At 63.6% G+C, this 18,678-nt stretch carries 11 protein-coding genes; all 11 read right to left on the bottom strand.

Annotated features, from left to right (window positions below; translation table 11 throughout):
* Positions 1-15: 15 nt before the first annotated feature.
* Positions 16-1,641 carry an NADP-dependent glyceraldehyde-3-phosphate dehydrogenase gene (locus BLP99_RS22270; protein WP_092181785.1) on the bottom strand — a complete coding sequence of 542 codons (1,626 nt, stop codon included), beginning with the start codon at positions 1,639-1,641 and terminating at the stop codon, positions 16-18.
* A 160-nt stretch (positions 1,642-1,801) separates the two neighbouring features.
* A complete protein-coding gene (locus BLP99_RS22265; RefSeq protein ID WP_072459335.1) occupies positions 1,802-2,716 on the bottom strand; it encodes an autotransporter domain-containing protein in 915 nt (304 codons plus the stop codon).
* 299 nt (positions 2,717-3,015) lie between these two features.
* Positions 3,016-5,439 (bottom strand): autotransporter family protein, encoded by a 2,424-nt coding sequence (locus BLP99_RS22260; protein ID WP_092181782.1) that lies wholly within the window; start codon positions 5,437-5,439, stop codon positions 3,016-3,018.
* Between the two features lie 179 nt (positions 5,440-5,618).
* A complete protein-coding gene (locus tag BLP99_RS22255; RefSeq protein ID WP_092181779.1) occupies positions 5,619-6,419 on the bottom strand; it encodes an endonuclease/exonuclease/phosphatase family protein in 801 nt (266 codons plus the stop codon).
* A 164-nt stretch (positions 6,420-6,583) separates the two neighbouring features.
* Complete coding sequence (locus BLP99_RS22250; RefSeq protein WP_072398433.1) at positions 6,584-7,348, bottom strand: PIG-L deacetylase family protein; 765 nt, start codon at positions 7,346-7,348, stop codon at positions 6,584-6,586.
* A gap of 302 nt (positions 7,349-7,650) precedes the next feature.
* A complete protein-coding gene (gene glgX / locus BLP99_RS22245; RefSeq protein ID WP_072431168.1) occupies positions 7,651-9,810 on the bottom strand; it encodes a glycogen debranching protein GlgX in 2,160 nt (719 codons plus the stop codon).
* A gap of 208 nt (positions 9,811-10,018) precedes the next feature.
* A complete protein-coding gene (locus tag BLP99_RS22240; RefSeq protein WP_072398435.1) occupies positions 10,019-10,366 on the bottom strand; it encodes a DUF2934 domain-containing protein in 348 nt (115 codons plus the stop codon).
* A 20-nt stretch (positions 10,367-10,386) separates the two neighbouring features.
* A complete protein-coding gene (locus tag BLP99_RS22235; RefSeq protein WP_092181776.1) occupies positions 10,387-13,173 on the bottom strand; it encodes a malto-oligosyltrehalose synthase in 2,787 nt (928 codons plus the stop codon).
* Positions 13,170-15,248 (bottom strand): 4-alpha-glucanotransferase, encoded by a 2,079-nt coding sequence (gene malQ, locus BLP99_RS22230; RefSeq protein WP_092181773.1) that lies wholly within the window; start codon positions 15,246-15,248, stop codon positions 13,170-13,172. The genes BLP99_RS22235 and malQ overlap by 4 nt, the downstream gene beginning before the upstream one ends.
* Positions 15,245-17,047, bottom strand: coding sequence for a malto-oligosyltrehalose trehalohydrolase (treZ, locus tag BLP99_RS22225; RefSeq protein WP_072398438.1), 1,803 nt, complete (start codon positions 17,045-17,047; stop codon positions 15,245-15,247). Before treZ ends, malQ begins: the two co-directional genes overlap by 4 nt.
* Before the next feature lie 8 nt (positions 17,048-17,055).
* Positions 17,056-18,627, bottom strand: a complete 1,572-nt coding sequence (gene glgA / locus BLP99_RS22220; protein ID WP_072398439.1) for a glycogen synthase GlgA — start codon at positions 18,625-18,627, stop codon at positions 17,056-17,058.
* Positions 18,628-18,678: the final 51 nt, after the last annotated feature.

Below are 18,678 nucleotides of genomic sequence, written 5' to 3'. Positions count from 1 at the left end.
ACGCCGTGGCGCGAGTCAGAAGATGTAGTCGGTGGTGAGGAAGTTCGAATCCCGCTCCCGGATGATGTCGCTGATCAGCGCTTTGTTGCTGTCCTGGAATTTGGTCGCCACCAGGGTTCTGATCGAAAAGGTACGCAGGGCATCGTGGACGGACAAGGTGCCCTCGGCCGAGTTTTTCCGGCCATTGAAAGGGAAGGTGTCCGGGCCGCGCTGGCATTGCGCGTTGATGTTGATGCGCCCGACCTGGTTGGCGAAGGTATCCACCAGCTTGCCGACTTCGGCTGGGTTGGTGCCGAAAATGCTCAATTGCTGGCCGAAATCGGATTCCAGGACGTAGTCGACCACGGTGTTCAAGTCCCGATAGGGCACGATGGGGACAACCGGACCGAACTGTTCCTCATGGTAGATCCGCATCGCGGTGTTCACCGGATAGAGCACTGCCGGGTAGAAGAATGAACTGCGGGATTCTCCGCCATGGGCATTCACCACCGCGGCGCCTTTGGCAACGGCATCGGCCACGAGCGAATGCAGGTAATCGACCTTGCCCGCCTCGGGCAGCGGAGTCAGTGCCACGCCGTCTTCCCAGGGCATGCCCGGTTTCAGGGCGGCGAGCCTGGCGTTGAATTTTTCGATGAAGGCCGGCGCGACGTCTTCGTGGACGAACAGGATCTTCAATGCCGTGCAGCGCTGGCCGTTGAACGACAGCGAGCCGGTCAACGCTTCGCTGACGGCGTTGTCCAGGTCGACGTCCGGCAGCACCAGCCCGGGATTTTTCGCATCCAGGCCCAGGGCGGCACGCAGGCGGTGCGGGCGCGGATGGAGTTTCTTCAAGTCGCTGGCCGCCTTGTTGGTTCCGATGAAGGCGAAGATGTCGATCTTGCCGCTGGCCATCAACGCACTGACGGTTTCCCGGCCGCTGCCGTAGATCACATTGATCACGCCTGCCGGGAAGCTGTCGCGGAAGGCTTCCAGCAGCGGTCGCACCAGCAGTACACCGAGCTTGGCCGGTTTGAATACCACGGTATTGCCCATGATCAGGGCGGGAATCAAGGTCGTGAAGGTTTCGTTCAATGGGTAGTTGTACGGCCCCATGCACAAGGCCACGCCCAGGGGGACGCGACGGATCTGGCCGAGGGTGTCCTGTTCCAGTTCGAAACGGCTGGAGCGGCGGTCCAGTTCCTTGAGGGCGTTGATGGTGTCGACGATATAGTCGCAGGTGCGATCGAATTCCTTCTGGGAGTCCTTGAGGTTCTTGCCGATTTCCCACATCAGCAGTTTCACCACCGCTTCGCGTTGCTCGCGCATGCGTACAAGGAAGCTTTCCACATGGCGGATCCGTTCGGCAACGCGCATTGTCGGCCATTGGCCCTGGCCGCGATCATAGGCACGGACGGCCGCGTCCAGGGCAGTGAGGGCGGTTTCGGCATCCAGCAACGGAGTGCTGCCCAGTACCACCTGCTCGTCCCCTTGTTCGCCCGCCAGGTACACCGGGCTGCGTACCACGGCCAGTGGTCCCTGCCAGGTTTTCAGGACACCATCGACCAGATATTCGCGCTGTTCGATCCGCCCATCGAGACGGTAGGCCTGGGGAATGTCCGCGGCACTGGGAAACAGGTCGGCGAGAAGGTTGGCTGTGGTCATGTCGTTACTCCCTCAATGAAATGAGCCATGAGCTGATGGCAAGTCGTCAATACAGGGTTATACGCCTTAATGGAGGGAGTTTTTAAGGGGGGCAGGGGTTCAATTGCAGTGCAGGCGGGGGCTGGCGGTGTGGTTCGGCCACCGGCCCCGGCACGTCGCGCTACCAGCGCATGCGCACACCCAGGCTGGCGATGATGCCATCGAGGTCGTTGTCATCGACGTCACTGCTGTAGTCGGCGCTGACATACAGGCTCACCACGGGCGTGACCCGTGCCACCAGGCCGAGGCCCACTTCGACGGTGGACGATTTGCGGCTGCTGCTGATCTTGTCCACCTTGTCCAGGCTCAGGGTGTCCGCGTTCTGGACGGTGTGCCACAGGTTGGTTCGCACGTAGGGCTCCATGCCCAGGCCGTTGACTTGATAATGACCCTTGAGGCGCGCACCGACGCGACCGCTCCAGGTGCTCAACTCATTGCCGGTACCGTCGCCGGAATTGGGCGCGTCGAGGGTGATGCGTCGATTGATCAACTGCGCCTGGGGTTCGACCACCCAGTTTTCACTGATGCCGATGGGAAAGCCACCTTCGACCGACAACGTGACGGCGTTGCCTTCGGCGGCCTGGCGTTGGCCTTGCTCGTTGCGGCTGTAACCGCTGACCCGGCCGCCGCTGGCACTCAGGTCCACGTGCCAGCCGGCAGGGCCGGTCAGGCTCCAGTAGGCACCCAGGTTCGTCCCTTGCAGGTTCAAGGTGTCCTTGCCCTGTCCGGCCAGGGCGGGTGTCACCAGGGTACCCGTGACGTTGCCTATGACCTGGTGCTGTTCGCTGATCAGCCCCATGCGCTGGGTATGGCCGTTGTCGTTACGCAGCGTGAACAGCGCCGGACTCTTGCTGGAGACCGGGTCGGTGCCGATGAGCGTGGGGGACGGGTTGCCGGATTGTGTTCGGTCATACCAGGCTTGCGCTGATTGCTCGACAGGCCAGGCCAGGACTTCCATGGAGGAGCATAGCAACAGCGACGTCGATACGGTGTGGAAGGTGATGGCGATCTCTTGTGGACGGTGGGAAGTTTTCATGGGGGTCTGCCTTGCAATCGCATGCATTTCTCGCTTGGCGTCTCTCCTACCCCGAATGAGGGGCGACCGAATGGATTGAGGCAAGCCTCGGGCGGCCCGCTGTGGCGGGTTTCAGAGGCCTGCCCCTGACTGTATTTCCGGGGGTAGTACGTTGTAGTCAAGAAGACCGATGCCAGCGCGTCAAGAAACCGAGCGATAAATGGCACTCTGAAATCAGGGTTGATAACTCTCTGATTTTTTTGATGATCGGAGTCGTCTTGCAGGCGTCAAAAAAACTTCCTCGAAGGCGCTGGATGACCCTACCAACTGACCCGCAGCCCCAGGTTCCCCGCCACGCTGCGTTGCTGGTTGCTATCGAGGTTATTGCTGTAATCCGCGCTGGCATAGACGCTGACGGAGGGCGCCAGGCTCACGATGACGCCGACGCCCAGGTCGCCGGTGGATGCGCGCTGCCGGGTCTCGATCCGTTCGGCGTTGTCGAAGGTGACCGAGTCGGTACCGGAAAAGGTGTGCCACAGGTTGGCCCGCAGGTACGGCTCCACAGGCAGGCCGCCGACTTGATAGCGCCCCTTGAGGCGAGCCCCGAGACGGCCCGTCCAGGCGCTGTCCGAGTCGAACTCGACCCTGGAAACCCCGTCATCCTGGGTGTCCAGCGACACTTTCTGGTGGATGAGCTGGACCTGGGGTTCGAATACCCAGTCGCCCGCCACGGCGAAGGGATAACCGGCCTCTGCGGACAGGGTCAGTGCATGCCCGCGATTGTCGATCTTCAGGCCTCTTTCGGAGCGGTTGTCGCCGTTCAGGCGCGTGCCCATCACGACTGCGTCGACATAGCCACCGGTGGGATCGGTAAGCGTCCAATAGAGTCCATAGCTGTCACCGTCCAGCTCGATCTTGCCGGCGCGTCGCCCCTCGAAGCCCAGGTTGAAGCCATCGACGTTGCCGTTCAGTTCGGTATGCCCGACAAAAAAACCGATGCGCTGGGTCTGGCCACCGGACAACGGTGCGGCGTACAGGTCGTTGCCCACCTGGAAGCCTTTGATCGATCCATCGAACCGGGGGCTCACCGTACCGGCCCACGTCTGGTCCAGGTCCTTGCCATAGACCCGGCCCCAACCCGCGCCGAACGCCCCGGTTTCGGTGAGCAGGCGCTGGTCGCCCTGGCGGTCATGGAACGTGCCCAGGGCCATCAGGGTCAGCTGCGCCGCGGCCGGAGGCAAGACCGACCAGGTGGGTACTTCAGGGCGGTACAAAGGAATGGGCGCGGCGCCGGGCGCCGGCACCGGCAAGACAGGCAGGCCGGGGCTGGGCGCCGGTACCGGTCCCGCTATCACAGTGGAGCGCAAGTACCAGCTGTTCCCGTCGCCGGTCACGCCCCCCTTGAACAAGCGATAGTCGAACGCACCGGCCGACACCGAGTTCGCCAGGGAAAACGCGCCACTGTCGCTGACGGCCCCGCCCTGGACCTGCACCAGTTCGATGCCGTTTTGGGTGGTCAAGGCGCCTGCGCCTCCCAGGTTTGTCACGGCGATGGAGGTACTGCCAGTGAGTGTCCCGCCATCGACCACCAGTTTGTCGCTGGATGAGCCGTCCGCACCCACCTTCGTCTGCAGGCGCAATTGTCCGTTATTGCCCACATAGTTCCCTTGGACGGTCAGCGTGTCGCTGGTGCGGGTATTGCCCTGGGTGAGATCCACCGTCCCGGCGTTGTTGAGGGTCACCCGTTGGCCGGCGGTAAAGGGCGCGATGCTGCCCTGGGAGGAAGTCAGCACGCTGCTGGCATCGATGTTGAGTTTCCCCAGGCCCGTGGCGCTGTCGCCCAATACCAGGGCGTCCGCCAGGTCCAGGCGCGAGCCCTGGGTGAGGTCGACATCTTCCCAGTTGAGGTAGCGCGCGCCGGTGGCGGAGGTCGTGTTCTGGAACGTCAGCACGTCCTGGCCCAGGCCGCCGTCCAGGTTAGGTGTGACCGCGAGCCCTGTTTCATCCAGCCGCCGCAACAGCGCCGTGTCAGTGCCATCGCCCATCAGGATGGCCGAGTGAATGAGCCCGCCGCTCCACTCCAGTTGGTCATCGCCGGCACTGGCCCTGACCTGGCCAATGATTTCGCCGCCGCTCACGGTAATGCTGTCGTTGCCGCCGCTGACGCTGACATTGCCACCGATGCGTCCCGCGGACAGGATGATGGTGTCCTGGCCGAAGCCCGTCACCAGATTGCCAATGATCTGCCCACCCGACATATCGAAAAGGTTGTCGTCGAGTTTCATGTCGACCCGGCCGATGGTGCCACCGCTCATGCGGGCGATGTCGCCGTCCTCGAATGCATCGACGATGGTGCCCCCGGTCATGGAAAACGTATCGAGGCCGTCGCCCTGGGACAGGGACAGGATGCGCCCGCCGGTCATGAGGAAATCGTCGATTCCCGAGCCTTGGCCCACGTCGCCGTCGATCACGCCATTGGCATGGATCTCGACGCGATCTTCACCATCGTCGAACGTGACGTCGCCCTGGATGAGGCCGCTGCCATTGGCAGGCATCGTCAGGCTGTTATTGCCGGTAAGGTCAGTCAGTCCGGGGCTGGTGCCGCTGTCGCAGACATAGTTGTCATTGCCTGCCGTGGGCGTCAGCGTGCAGGCGGCCAGGGCACTGGGGACAGGGAACAGGAAGGGAACCGAAATCCATAGAACGTAGAACAGCCGATTGAATCCATGATCGCGCAGGCTCATGTGCTATCCCTCTGCATCGGCATTCCTGGAATGCCGGTTTCAGCATCGGCTGCACGACAGCTGGCACATGGGCCTGGCAACGCTCGCTGTATGGGATGGCACCCTAGCAACGAATACTCGTCGTCGCTACTGTCAGAACTTACAGGTCGTGAGCCCGCGAATTCCAATGAACAGGGGCACTACAGATGCACTTCCACTGAAAGGGGCAAGTGATCGCTCAGATGCGTCCAGGGCTTGTTGCCCAGGATCTGTGGGGCATGGCTGGTGGCGTTGCGCAGGTAGATGCGGTCCAGGCGCAGCAGAGGGAAGCGGGCGGGATAGGTCCTTGCCGGCCGGCCATGGTGGTGTTCGAAGGCTTCGTGCAGGTACCGGCGGCGGGCGAGGGCGGTATTACCACGTAGCTGCCAGTCGTTGAAGTCCCCCGCGATAATCACCGGGGCGTCCTCGGGCAGCGATTCGAGCAGTTGGCAGAGCAGCTTGAGCTGGAGCTGGCGGTGGCTTTCCAGCAGGCTCAGGTGCACACAGATCCCGTGGACCTCGGCATGGCCCGGCACGTCCAGAACGCAATGCAGCAAGCCGCGCCGCTCCGGACCGGTAATGGAGACATCGAGGTTACGGAACTGGCGGATCGGGTACTTCGACAGCAGCGCATTGCCGTGATGACCATCCGGATACACCGCGTTGCGGCCGTAGGCGAAGTCGTTCCACATGCTGTCGGCCAGGAATTCGTACTGGGAGGTCTGGGGCCAGTTATCGTAGCGCAAGGCATGACGGTCATGTTCGCCCAGCACCTCCTGCAGGAATACCAGGTCGGCGCCGGTGCTGCGTACCGCTTCACGCAGCTCAGGCAGGATGAAGCGACGGTTGAGGGCGGTGAAACCCTTGTGGGTATTGACGGTGAGAACCCGCAGCCGATGGACCGCCACGGGGGTGTCCAACGGCACCGATTCGACAGCCCGCCAGTCGGGATCTCGAGTCACGTTCACTCCTGAATCAGAGGTATCTGTTCATGCGACTGACAGGCGCTGTCGCAGTTCCGGATTTTTCCTGACGAGCGTGGGAGTGTTCCTGTTGCCGCACCGCCTGGCACCGGCCCGCGGGGCGTGACCGTTTCGGCATGCAGGCGCTCCAACCCGCAGCCGATTCAGATGAAGACGATTTCGTACGGCAAACCCATGCGATCCAGGATGACCCGGGGCACCAGGGGGGCGATGCCGCTGGCGGGCTCGCGATTGAGCTGGCTGGCATAGGCATGCATGGCGTGGCGCTTGCGGGCAGTGGTCCACACGTCCAGCCTTAGCTTGCGCGCCCGGTGCCAGGGAATCCTGCCATGTTCGCGGGCCGGCCAGTGCCAGGCCCATACGGGCAGCTCGTTGAAGGTTGCACCGATGCTCTCGGCCGCCACGGCTCCGGCGCGGCCGACCGTGTCGTGGTCGCTGTCGCCGTCCTTGCGCCAGGTGCTGAACACCACGTCGCCGGGGCGCAGGTAATGCCCAATGAAGGCGGTCAGTTGGGCCTCATGGTCGGCTAGGGTCTTTTCCGTGAAGCCCCCGCGTACCCACTGCAAAGCCTGGATCGATACGCCCAGGCGATGCAGGGCGTCCACGCTCTCCTGAGGGTGGGGGCGGTAGATGCGCAGGCGTTCGTCGGTCCACAGTGGTGACCCGGGGTGGCTGAGCTCCCCGTCGGTGACCGAGATCAGCAGCATGGGCATGTCCAGGTTGCTCAGCAACTGGAGCAGCCCGCCGCAGGCGCCGATCTCGTCGCCGGGGTGTGGGGCGAGGATGACGGCGCGGGCGCCTTCGGGAACCAGTGTCTGGGTACTGATGATGGGAATGTCGGCCAGTTGGGAAGCACTGTTCCAGATCTGCGGGTGCTGCCGGCCTTGCAAGCGAGAGGCAAGTTTCATGAGGGGACATCCTTGTTGTGTTCAATCTTTCAGCCATGCATCGCGCTCACTGCGCGATGATGCCGCCGGCTTCGTACGAAAGGTGCCTGCGCGACTTTCGTACAAACCCTGATGGCCTGGCTGCGATTCGCGGTACTCCGAATCCTGGAATCGACCGCATGGGAAGTATTGACCATGACGGCCAATTCGTCGCGTCACTTGTGTATCTGAACTGCAATTTTTCGTTCGAACTGAGCTGCGTGAGCCCGGAGCACCGCGTCCTTGCGGTGCCTGGCCCTGTGTAACCTTTCTTATCGCCGGCGTTATTGCTCCTCTTCCCGCTGCAGCTCGAACAACAGTAGGGAGCGCCCGGTGACGGAGTATTCGGCGCCGAACTCGAAACGCTCCTGGCCACGAATCGTTGGCTGGTTGGTGTCCACCATGCAGGTCCAGAAGTCACCTTCGGGTACCTCTGGCAGGCGGAAATTGACGATATCGTGATGAGCGTTGACCACCAGCAACAGCGTCGCGTCGCCACCCTTGCGCCGGATACCGGTTTCCTGGGCACGGCCGTCCATCAGCATGCCCAGGCAGCGGCCATGGCCGTCCTGCCACTGCTCGACGGTCATTTCACTGCCGTCCGGCGCCAGCCAGGTCACGTCCTTGACGCCGATGTCCTCGTTGTAATTGCCCACCAGGAATCGGCCACGGCGCAGGATCGGATAGGCCAGGCGCAGCTTGATCAGGCGCTTGACGAACTTCAGCAGTGCCGCCCCGTCCTCGCTCAGGTCCCAGTTGACCCAGCCGATCTCGCTGTCCTGGCAGTAGGCGTTGTTGTTGCCGTGCTGGGTCCTTGCGAATTCGTCCCCGGCCACGATCATCGGCGTGCCCTGGGCCAGCAGCAGGGTGGCGAAGAAGTTGCGCATCTGGCGATGGCGCAGGGCGTTGATCTCGGGATCGTCGGTCGGGCCTTCGACGCCATGGTTCCAGGACAGGTTGTTGTTGCTGCCGTCCTGGTTGTTTTCATCGTTGGCTTCGTTGTGCTTGTCGTTGTACGACACCAGGTCATGCAGGGTGAACCCGTCATGAGCGGTGACGAAGTTCACCGAGGCATAGGGGCGCCGGCCGCGCTGGTTGAACATCTCCCCCGAAGCGGTCATGCGGCTGGCGAAATCGGCAAGCTGGCCGTCGTCGCCTTTCCAGAACGCCCGCACTGTGTCGCGAAACTTGTCGTTCCACTCGACCCAGCCCGGTGGGAAACGCCCCACCTGGTAGCCGCCGGGGCCGCAGTCCCAGGGCTCGGCGATCAGCTTGACCTGGCGCAGGACCGGATCCTGGCGGCAGGCGACGAGGAAACTGTGACGCTCGTCGAAACCGTCGTGATAGCGGCCCAGGATGGTCGCCAGGTCGAAACGGAATCCGTCCACGTGCATTTCCGTGGCCCAGTAACGCAACGAGTCCGTGACCATCTGCAACACGCAGGGGTGGCTCAGGTCCAGGGTGTTGCCGGTGCCGGAGTCATTGATGTAGAAGCGCTTGTCGTCGGGCATCAGCCGGTAATAGGAGGCGTTGTCGATGCCGCGCATGGACAGTGTGGGGCCCTGCTCGTTGCCTTCGGCGGTATGGTTGTAGACCACGTCCAGGATGACTTCCAGGTTGGCCTCGTGCATGTGCGCGACCATTTCCTTGAACTCGGCGATCTTGCCGCTGGCCAGGTAGCGCGGATCCGGGGCGAAGAACGCGATGCTGTTATAGCCCCAGTAGTTGGTCATGCCTTTGTGCAGCAAGTGCTGGTCATTGACGAACGCATGGATGGGCAACAGCTCCACCGACGAAACACCCAGTTTGCGGATGTGGTCGAGCACGTCGTCCACCATCAGCCCGGCGAAGGTGCCGCGCAGGTTTTCCGGCACCGAGGGGTGGCGCATGCTGAAGCCGCGTACATGGGTTTCGTACAGGATGGTCTTGTCCCACGGCACGTTGACGCGATGGTCGTGGCCCCAGGTGTGGGCCGGGTCGATGACCTTGCATTTAGGCACGAACGGGGCACTGTCGCGCTCATCGAAGCTCAGGTCGCCGTCGGGGTGGCCAATGGTGTAGCCGAACAGGGCCTCGGACCACTTGAGTTCGCCCACCAGTTGCTTGGCATAGGGGTCGATGAGCAATTTGTTGGGGTTGAAACGGTGGCCGTTTTCCGGGTCGTACGGGCCGTATACCCGATAGCCGTAGATCATTCCCGGATGGGCATCGGGCAGATAGCCGTGATAGATCTCGTCGGTGTATTCAGGCAGTTCGATACGCTCGATCTCGACTTCGCCGGCGGCGTCGAAGATACACAGTTCGACCTTGGTGGCATTGGCGGAAAACAGCGCGAAGTTGACCCCCAGGCCATCCCAGGTCGCGCCAAGGGGGAAAGGCAGCCCTTCGCGAATCCGCGAAGCCTCGATGACGGGCGGCGGGGTGGTTTTCTTTGGACGGGTCATGTTTGCTCCTGCAAAAGGCAGCCAGATTGAGTGAGGCTGTTGACTCGGAATACGTTCATTTCTATTGGGGCCGGGACCTGTGCAGCCAAGGCGAAGGATCACTCCCCGCTAAGGCGCACAGCGGACCTGTGTTGACGGCTGTCGCGCCATCAGGCGGGGACAGCTGGCCCCGCCATCCGCGCGACGTGAGAAGCCGTGAGCCTGATGATCAGACCGCTGGGGGCTTGCGCGCCGCGCGTGGCTTTTTATCCGCAGCCTTGCTGGCCGGTGGCACCACTGCCGGGCTGGCAGAAGGTTTGGCTGCCGGCTTGGCCTTGGGCGTGGTGCTTTTGGTGGCGGCCTTGGCGGCTGTGCTCTTGGCTGCGGCTGGCTTGGCACCATCGGCCTTCGCCGCAGGCTTGGCGGCGGCCTTGGGCGGCTTGCTCGGTGCCAGCGCTTCGGCCTCGGCAAGCTTGCGTGCCATCTCCCAGTGGCGTTTTTCCTGCCCGGTAGGTTTACCTTCGGATTCCCAGATCTGATAGGCAAACTCCCGGATGCGTTTATCGTCGGTACTCATCGCGATGCTCCTGACTTCACTCAAGATTGGATAAAGATGTTGACCGGGAAATCCCCCAGCGCGGCGCTGACCATCAGCTCCCCTTGGGGTGTGACTGCTGCGCTTGCAAAAAGTCCCTTCAGTTTTCCATCCTCGGCGGCGAACGGTAACGACACCCGGGTATCGCTCCAATCCGATGCAACCACCTGTGGCTCGGCACTGTTTTCCAGCAACCGGGCCGCATGGATCGGTACCACCACGATCGCCCGCTGTTGTCCGTGCTCGCGCATGAACGCCAGGACCCGGCCGGCATGCTCGCCCACCACCTGCAGCGGTTGATAGCGACCCTCACGGAACAGGTGCGGGTATTCGGCCCGCAGGGCCAGTGTCCTGGCGATCAGGGCCTGTTTGATCCGGCCGTCGCGCCAGTCGCGGACCAGCGTTGCCGCCTGGTCGTCGGCCTGCAGGCCCTCTCGGCGGGCATCGAAGTCCACAGGCCGGCGGTTGTCCGGATCCACCAGGCTGAAATCCCAGAACTCGTTGCCCTGGTACAGGTCGGGTACGCCGGGCACCGTCATGCGCAGCAAGGTTTGCGCCAGACTGTTGAGGGCGCCCGCAGGGGCGACGGCCTGTACCGCATCGGCGATGGCGCTGCGCAGTGGCAACCCTTCGTCCCCGAGCAGCAAGCGTTCGAGGAACATCTGGGTCGCCTGTTCGTAGGCGTCGTTGACGGACGCCCAACTGCTTTGCAGCTTGGCTTCGCGCAGGGCCTTGCGCTGCCATTGCCACAGGCGCTCGTTGTAGTTGGCCAGAGCACTGTGGTCCTGCAGGTCGAGGTCCAGCGGCCAGCTGCCAAGCAGCGCCTGATACAGGATCAGTTCGTCGCCGGCGGAGGGGGCCGCGGGATCGCTGTGCAGGGAAGGAGAGAGGATGCGCCATTGATCCACGCACGCGGTGTACCAGTCGGCGCGTTCGCTGAGCACCGCCAGCCGGGCACGGGTGTCTTCGCCGCGCTTGTGGTCGTGGGTAGCGGTCGTGATCAGGTTGTCGGGGAAATGTTCGAGTCGCTCCAGGCAGGCGTCGTGGAATTCCTGGGGCGGGGCGCTGAACCGCTCGGTGTTGTAGCCCACGTCATTGCGTGACAACAACACTGCCGAACGATACAGCGCCGTATCTTCCACCGCCTTGGCGGCGGCGGGCGAGGTCAGTTGCTGGAAGCGCACACAGGCATGGCGCAGGCGCTTGCGCTGGCTACCCCGTGGACGTTGTCGCCAGGCCATGCCGCCGAGCCAGTTGGCCAGGCAGTCGAGCACCGGCCAGTCGGCTTCGCTGAGGGTTTGCCGGGCGCCTGCCAGCGCCTTCTGGAAAAACATCTCGTCTTCGGCGCTGCGGCCCAGGGCACTGATATAGGTGCGATAGACCGGGAAATGCACGATCAGCTCCTGCAAGGCCCGCCTGATCGCGCCCAGGGTCAGGTCCCGGGTCATCACGTCGTCCCGCGCCACCTGGAGCAGGGCCTGGGCGACGCTCTCGAAGTCACCGGCCAATGAGCCGTTGAGGATCTGCTGGCGAGCCAGGCGGGCTTCTTCGATGAAGTGCGCCGGCCGCTCGCTGTTCCGGCTCCAGAACTCGGCCAGGACATCGTCGCCGGCCGGGTCATGCTGCAGCAGCGACACCTGGTTCATGAACTCATAGCCGGTGCTGCCGTCGACCTTCCAGTCCTGGCGCAGGGTCTCGCCATCGCCAAGGATCTTCTCGATGAAGATCGGCAGGTGTCGCGAAGGCGACAGGCTATCGACACGCCTGCGCAACTTGCGACAGTAGCCGCGTGGGTCCGCCAGGCCGTCGATGTGGTCGATGCGCAGCCCGTCCACCAGGCCCTCGGCGATCAACTCGAAGATCTTCGCATGGGTGGCTTCGAACACGGCGGGGCGTTCGACCCGCAGCCCGCCCAGTTCATTGACATCGAAAAAGCGTCGCCAGTTGATATCGTCCGCGGCGGTGCGCCAACTGGCGAGCCGATAGCTCTGGCGTTCGAGCAACTGATGCAGCAGCTCGAAGCCCTGGGGCTGCGTGGAGTCGTAGCCTTGCAGGCTGCCTTCGATGGCGGCCAGGATGCCCGGCTGGGTCGCCAGGTCCCGCAGTTGCGCCTGCAACGGGCGGGCGAGGGTATGGGCGTCGGTCTGGTAGTTCAGCGTGGTGAAGCGTTCGGCCACGGCCTTGAGGGCTTCGGCTTGCTCGGGTGGCAGGTGTTGCGCAGGCCTGAGCAGTTCGCCGTACTGCATGGGGCAGATGGGGAAATGATGCTCGTAATGCTCGGCATAGAAACTGCCGCGGCTCGGGTCGAAGCGCAGTCGCAGCGTACCCTCCTGCAACGCGACCCCATAATCGCTGCCCAGGAACGGGAGCAGCAACTGGCCTTCCATCAATGGGTCGGGGGAGTGCCACTGGATATCGAAGAACTGGCCGTAGGGGCTCAGGCGTCCCCATTCCAGCAGGTCCAGCCACCAGGGGTTGTCGTTGCCGCCCACGGCCATGTGATTGGACACGATGTCGAGGATCAGGCCCATCCGGTGTTCGCGCAGTGTCGCCACCAGGCGCCTGAGGGCGGCTTCGCCACCAAGCTCCGGGTTGACCAGGGTCGGATCGACCACATCATAGCCGTGCATCGACCCGGCACGGGCCTTCAACAGCGGGGATGCGTAGATATGACTGATCCCCAGCGAGGCGAAGTAGGGCACCTGGGGGATCGCGTCGTCCAGGGTGAAGCCTTTATGGAATTGCAGGCGCAAGGTGGCCTGCAAGGGTTGGATCAACGTCTGTTTCATCGGTCACGCTCGTTCGCCTGAAGTCTCGCGCAGGCGAGTATTTCCAGACGCCGGGCGGCGTCCGGGCCATCCAGCAGCGCCTGGCTCTCGCAAGGCAAGCGTCTGCGCCAATTGGGGTGTGTGTCGATCGTGCCGGGCAGGTTGGCCTGCTCGTCGATGCCCAGGGCATCTTCCAGCGGCAACAGCACCAGCGGTGCCCGAGTGTGGCCGAGGAAACGGACGCTGGCATCCAGCACCTGATCGGTTTCGCGATGTTCTTCGCGGAAGTTCTGCGGGTCCTGGTTCAGTACATGGCGCAAGCCTTCGCGTTCTCGCTCGCGGTGCCTGCGCCAGTCCATCTCGGTGTGGGAATCGATCAGGTTCAGGCGCGCGTTCCAGTCGATATCGTGGCCATGCCACCAACCGTTGAGGGTCGGCAGGTCATGGGTGCTGGTGGTTGCCAGGGCGTTGTCCGGCCAGTCGAGGATCGGCTTGAAGTGGGTGTTGTCCTGTTCGAACAACAGCACGCGCATGCCGAGGATCGCCCGCGCGCTGAGTTTTTCCCGCAGGCCATCGGGCACGGTGCCGAGGTCTTCGCCCAGCACGATGGCCTGGTGGCGATGGGATTCGAGGGCCAGCAGGCGCAGCAAGTCGTCCACCGGGTAATAGAGGTAGGCGCCGTCGGTGGGGGGCGCGCCGTTGGGGATCACCCACAGGCGCTGCAGGCCCATGACATGATCGATGCGCAAGCCGCCGGCATGGGCGAAGTTGGCCCGCAGCATTTCGATGAACGCGCGAAAGCCGTTGCGCACCAGGCCTTCCGGCGAAAACGCCGAGATTCCCCAGCCCTGGCCGGAACGGTTGAGAATGTCCGGTGGCGCCCCCACGGTCAGCGAGGCGAGCAGTTCGTCCTGCCGGCTCCAGGCCTGGCTGCCGGCACCATCGGCCCCTACGGCCAGGTCGGCGATCAGGCCGATGCCCATGCCGCTGGACTTGGCGGCGCTCTGGGCACGCTCCAGGCAGCGGGCGATCAACCATTGGCAGAAGGCGTAGAAGCCGATTTCGTCGGCGTTCTCCTCGGCGAAACGCGCCAGGGTGGGGCTGCGCGGGTTGCGCCACTGCTCGGGCCATTCGCGCCAGTCCAGGCTTTCACCCCGGGCGGCGCGTTCGGCTTGCAGGGCTTCGAAGCGGCAGTGGTTCTCCAGGGCTTCGCCACTGCTGTGGCGGAAGCTGGCGAAGTCTTCGTGCAGCGGGTGTTCGCCCTGGTTGAAACCGTCATACAGGGCGCGCAGGATCTTCTGCTTGGCTTCGGCCGCCACTGGCCAGTCCACCAGGGGCTGGTCTTCCAGATGGCGCAGCTGATTGGTCAGCCCGGTGGCATCGATGGCCGTGCGCAGCGCCCGCTCGCCGAGGATGGTGCCCGGTGCGGCGTACAGGCTGTTGAGGAACAGTCGGCTGGAGGGCGAGTAGGGGCTGTAGCGCCCGGTGTCGCTGCTGAACATCGCATGGATCGGGCTGATTGCCAGGGCGTCGGCCCCGCGTTCGCCGGCCGTACGTGCCAGTTCTTCCAAAGCCTGGGTGTCGCCGAAACCACCGTCCCCAGGGCGACGCAACGCATACAACTGCGCGCTCAGGCCCCAGGCCCTGGGTGTCGGGTCGTCCACCGCATCGGCCACGCTGTAGCAGCGGGCCGGTGCCACGGCCAGGGTGAAATGCTGGTCCTGGATGCTGACATGTTGGTAACCCACCGGGACCATCCCCGGCAACCTGGCGTCGGCATCGAGTTTCAGGTTCAGTGTCGCGCCATCGTCGAGGCGGATTTCACAGGGCGTCGATCCCTCGAAATAGCGACTCAGGTCCACGCTGACGCCGACGTCGGCGGTGATCAGCGGTGGCAGGCGATGGTCTTGCTGGTCTTCCTGCAATTGCAGCAGGCTGGCGTCGATTTCCTGGGCAGTGCCGGCTGGATGGCCGAGGCCTGTAAGGACCGAACGCAACACGGCGGGAGAGACTTTTTGAGCCCGGCCATTGGCGTCGATCCAGTCCACTGCCAGGCCCGCTCGCCCGGCAAGGATCTCCAGTTGTGCATCGCTCATAGGCGCTCTCCAGTGATATTCGGTGACATTACCGCTTGAGTCAGGGTGACCAGCGCGCTGTAAGGCGCAAGTGCACCTTGCTGCAACAGACCCATGGCTTGCGGCGGATGTTCGAAAAGAATGCGCACATCTTCGGGGGCGGTATGTTCGATCGACTGGTCGCCGAGGTTCAGGTCGATACGCAGCACGCTGCCGTCTTCCAGGCGCCAGCGCGCACTGATCGCAGCGTGCCCCAGCACATCGGCGCCCAGGGCCTGGATCGCGGGCAGGCGCGGGACGATTTCCTCGCGACGAATCTTCAGCAGTTGGCGGTAGAAGGTCTCATTGGCCAGTTGCTCCGGTTCAAGGGTTTCCAGGGCCGGACGGGAGGCCTCGAAGGTCTCGATCGCATTGGGGTCGGGGATCCGCTTGCGTTTTTCCGGATCGGCGAAGGCACTGAAAGCCTTGAACTCGTTGCGCCGACCTTCGCGTACGAGTTCCGCCAGCTCACCGTGATGGCTGGTGAAAAACAGGAACGGCTGTTGGGCTTTCACTTCGTCGCCCATGAACAGCAGCGGAATCATCGGCGACAGCAGCAACAGCACCGTTGCCGCTTGCAACGCCTGGGGATTGGCCAGTTGATGCAGGCGCTCGCCCAGGGCCCGGTTGCCGATCTGGTCGTGGTTCTGCAGGAACAGCACGAAGGCGTTGGCCGGCAGGTGGCCGCTGGGTTCGCCCCGGGGTTCTCCATGGCGGTTGATATGGCCCTGGAAGACAAAGCCCTGGCTGAGGCAGCGCGCCAGTTTCTCCGTGGTCTGTTCGGCATAGTCGGCGTAATAGGCGTCGGTCTCGCCGGTCAGCAGGACATGCAGCGCGTTATGGCCGTCGTCGTTCCACTGGGCGTCGTAGCCTTGCTCCAGCAGGCTGGCCTGGTTGTGTTCGTTCTCCACGGTCAGCCAGACATGCCGCGTCGGGTCGACCTGCTGGCGCACCCTGGCGGCCAGTTCCTGGAGAAAGTCCGGGTCTTCGATGGCGTGCACGGCATCCAGGCGCAGACCGTCGAAACGGTACTCCAGCACCCACATCAACGCGTTGTCGATGAAGAAGTCCCGCACCTCGCGGCGGCGGAAATCGATGGCCGCGCCCCAGGGGGTGTGCCGGTCTTCCCGGAAGAAACCCTTGGCATAGCGGTGCAGGTAGTTGCCGTCGGGACCGAAGTGGTTGTAGACCACGTCAAGGATCACTGCCAACCCGTGCCCGTGGGCGCTGTCGATCAAGTGCTTGAGCTGCTCCGGCGTGCCATAGGACGCCTGGGGGGCGTAGGGCAGCACGCCGTCATAGCCCCAGTTGCGATCTCCGGGAAACTGCGCCAGGGGCATCAGTTCGATGGCGGTCACGCCCAGGCCGGCCAGGCGAGCCAACTGCTGCTCGACCCCCTCGAACCCACCGAGGGCGCCAACGTGCAGTTCGTAGATCACCGCCTCGTACCAGGGGCGCCCCGACCAGCCGGTGTGTCGCCATTGGTAAGCGTGGGGATCGACCACTACGCTGTGGCGGTCGATGTCGCCGGCCTGGGCGCGGGAGGCCGGGTCGGGGACCTCCAGTTCGCCGTCGATGTTGAAGCGGTAGCGGGTGCCGGCGGGGCAACGGGTCTGGATCATGAACCAGCCGTTGGCCTGTGGCAGCAGGGGTATTGATTCTCCAGTGTCGAGTTCGACACTGACGTAAAACGCATCCGGGGCCCACAGGGCGAAACGAGTGTGCTCGGTATCAAGCATGATCGCGCCGTGGGTCCAGGTCTCGGGCGTCCTTGTCGGCATCGATCACCTCATTGTCTGGCGGATTTACCCAGGGATTTCGCCACCAGTTGTTCGTAGAGTTCGGCGTAGGGTTCGACCGCCTTGCGCCAGTTGAAAGGCGCCGACATCGCCCGGCAACGCATGGCATTGAGCAGTTCGGGGAAGGCGAAGACCTTGAAGGCCCGGCCCAGCGCTTCCTTGTAGCTCTCGACGGTGGACTCGTTGAACAGGAAACCGGTGACTCCATCCTCGATGGTGTCCGCCAGCCCCCCGGTATTGCGGGCCACCGGCAGCGAGCCGAAGCGCTGCGCATACATCTGGCTCAAGCCGCAGGGTTCATAGCGCGATGGCATCAGCAGGAAGTCGCTGCCGGCGAACATCCGCCGCGCGTCGGTTTCATTGAAGCCGATGCGTACGCCGATCCGTCCTGGAAAGCGCAGGGCCAGCTCGCGCATGGCTTGCTCTTCTTCCGGCTCGCCGCGACCGATAATGGCGATCTGACCGCCAGATTCGACGATGAACTCGGCCACCGCTTCGGTCAGGTCCAGGCCTTTCTGATAGACCAGCCGGGACACCACGGCGAACAGCGGGCCGTTGGACTCGTCGAGGCCGAAGAGCTCGCGTACATGGGCAGCGTTGGCCGCCTTGCCTTCCCAGTCGCCAATGGCGAACCGGCGCTGCAGGTGGGTATCGGTGGCCGAGTCCCAGCTCTCATCGATGCCGTTGGGGATGCCGCTGAGCAGGCCCTGCTGTGTCTTGGCCGCGAGGAAACCGTCGAGCCCGCAACCGAACGCCGGGGTGGTGATTTCCTGGGCGTAGGTGGCGCTGACCGTGGTGATGTGGCTGGAGTAGGCCATGCCGGCCTTGAGGAACGACAGCTTGCCGTAGAACTCCATGCCTTCCTGTTGCAGTGCATGTTCGGGGATGCCCAGCTCCGGGCAGGACGCCAGGCTCACCACGCCCTGGTATGCCAGGTTATGGATGGTGAACAGGGTCGGGGTGCGCTGGCCGCGCCAGTGCATATACGCTGGTGCCAGTCCGGCAGGCCAGTCGTGGGCGTGGACCAGGTCCGGGCACCAGTGGATCTGCGCAAGGTTGGCCGCGATATCCGCCGCCGCCAGGCCCAGGCGGGCAAAGCGGATGTGGTTGTCGGGCCAGTCGCGGCCATTGTTGGCGCCGTATGGCGAACCTTCGCGGGCATACAGCTCGGGGCAGATCAGCACGTAGATCACCAGGCCATCGGCCATGTCCATGCGTCCGATCTTGCAGGGCGGCAGCGCGGCGTGGCCGCCCAGTTCGCCGATGATGTGGATCGGATTGCCGCTGTTCATGACTTGGGGATAGCCGGGAATCAGGACCCGGACATCGTGCAGGCCGGCCATGGCCCGGGGCAGGGCGGACGAGACGTCGCCCAGGCCGCCGGTCTTGACCAGGTCGGCGATTTCCGAGGTCACGAACAGGATCTTCTTGCGGTTGGGGTTTTGTCGAACGACGGGGAGCAGTGCCTTGCCTCCGGTAGTCAACACCGGTGCCGTCGGCGATCCTGCCGCCGGTGGCAGTTGTGAGCGGACTTGTTGTGGTTCCAAGGCAGCACTGATCATAAATATCTCCTGTTTTCTCGATCTGTTTCCGGCAAGCGCCAGAGCTGATGT

Source organism: Pseudomonas sp. NFACC32-1 (assembly GCF_900101215.1).
Taxonomy (GTDB): domain Bacteria; phylum Pseudomonadota; class Gammaproteobacteria; order Pseudomonadales; family Pseudomonadaceae; genus Aquipseudomonas.
This window is presented reverse-complemented; position numbering and strand designations above follow the sequence as displayed.

Bases quoted from the DNA above. Each gene is read 5' to 3' on its own strand.
- malQ (WP_092181773.1), bottom strand. From the start codon at position 15,248: ATGAGCGATGCACAACTGGAGATCCTTGCCGGGCGAGCGGGCCTGGCA.
- BLP99_RS22250 (WP_072398433.1), bottom strand. From the start codon at position 7,348: ATGAAACTTGCCTCTCGCTTGCAAGGCCGGCAGCACCCGCAGATCTGG.
- BLP99_RS22240 (WP_072398435.1), bottom strand. From the start codon at position 10,366: ATGAGTACCGACGATAAACGCATCCGGGAGTTTGCCTATCAGATCTGG.
- BLP99_RS22265 (WP_072459335.1), bottom strand. From the start codon at position 2,716: ATGAAAACTTCCCACCGTCCACAAGAGATCGCCATCACCTTCCACACC.
- BLP99_RS22270 (WP_092181785.1), bottom strand. From the start codon at position 1,641: ATGACCACAGCCAACCTTCTCGCCGACCTGTTTCCCAGTGCCGCGGAC.
- glgX (WP_072431168.1), bottom strand. From the start codon at position 9,810: ATGACCCGTCCAAAGAAAACCACCCCGCCGCCCGTCATCGAGGCTTCG.
- glgA (WP_072398439.1), bottom strand. From the start codon at position 18,627: ATGATCAGTGCTGCCTTGGAACCACAACAAGTCCGCTCACAACTGCCA.
- treZ (WP_072398438.1), bottom strand. From the start codon at position 17,047: ATGCCGACAAGGACGCCCGAGACCTGGACCCACGGCGCGATCATGCTT.
- BLP99_RS22260 (WP_092181782.1), bottom strand. From the start codon at position 5,439: ATGAGCCTGCGCGATCATGGATTCAATCGGCTGTTCTACGTTCTATGG.
- BLP99_RS22235 (WP_092181776.1), bottom strand. From the start codon at position 13,173: ATGAAACAGACGTTGATCCAACCCTTGCAGGCCACCTTGCGCCTGCAA.